General features: G+C 49.5%; 6 tRNA genes. All 6 read right to left on the reverse strand.

The annotated features are described in order from the left end of the window. Window positions 1-19: 19 nt before the first annotated feature. Window positions 20-96 (reverse strand) — tRNA-Arg (locus tag G8782_RS18320). Window positions 97-108: 12 nt separating this feature from the next. Beyond that, window positions 109-197, reverse strand: a tRNA-Leu gene (locus G8782_RS18325). A 7-nt stretch (window positions 198-204) separates the two neighbouring features. Beyond that, window positions 205-279: transfer RNA gene (locus tag G8782_RS18330), tRNA-Gly, on the reverse strand. Window positions 280-294: 15 nt separating this feature from the next. Further along, a tRNA-Leu gene (locus G8782_RS18335) sits at window positions 295-376 on the reverse strand. Window positions 377-404: 28 nt separating this feature from the next. Next, a tRNA-Lys gene (locus tag G8782_RS18340) sits at window positions 405-480 on the reverse strand. A gap of 5 nt (window positions 481-485) precedes the next feature. Continuing rightward, window positions 486-561 (reverse strand) — tRNA-Thr (locus G8782_RS18345). Window positions 562-582: the final 21 nt, after the last annotated feature.

Genomic DNA, 582 nt, shown 5'->3' on the forward strand with positions numbered 1-582 from the left:
TTTATAATTTTAAAAATAATGGCGCGCCCGGCAGAAGTCGAATCCACAACCTTCTGATCCGTAGTCAGACGCTCTATCCAATTGAGCTACGGGCGCATACGAAATAACTGGTGCCGAGAACCGGAATCGAACCGGTACGGTAGTTACCTACCGCAGGATTTTAAGTCCTGTGCGTCTGCCAGTTCCGCCACCCCGGCAAATCAATGGAGCGGAAGACGGGATTCGAACCCGCGACCTCCACCTTGGCAAGGTGATATTCTACCACTGAACTACTTCCGCGTTATATAAATAAAGTGCGGGTGAAGGGAGTCGAACCCCCACGCCCGAAGGCACTAGATCCTAAGTCTAGCGTGTCTGCCAGTTCCACCACACCCGCATAATTCATATGTCGGCAAGTCATAAAATGGTGAGCCATACAGGATTCGAACCTGTGACCCTCTGATTAAAAGTCAGATGCTCTACCAACTGAGCTAATGGCTCGAAAGTGGTGCCGGAGAAAGGACTTGAACCCTCAACCTACTGATTACAAGTCAGTTGCTCTACCAATTGAGCTACTCCGGCGCTATTTCAAGGACTGAAAAT

Origin of the sequence: Sporosarcina jiandibaonis, assembly GCF_013184495.1 — a bacterium.
Lineage (GTDB): Bacteria > Bacillota > Bacilli > Bacillales_A > Planococcaceae > Sporosarcina > Sporosarcina jiandibaonis.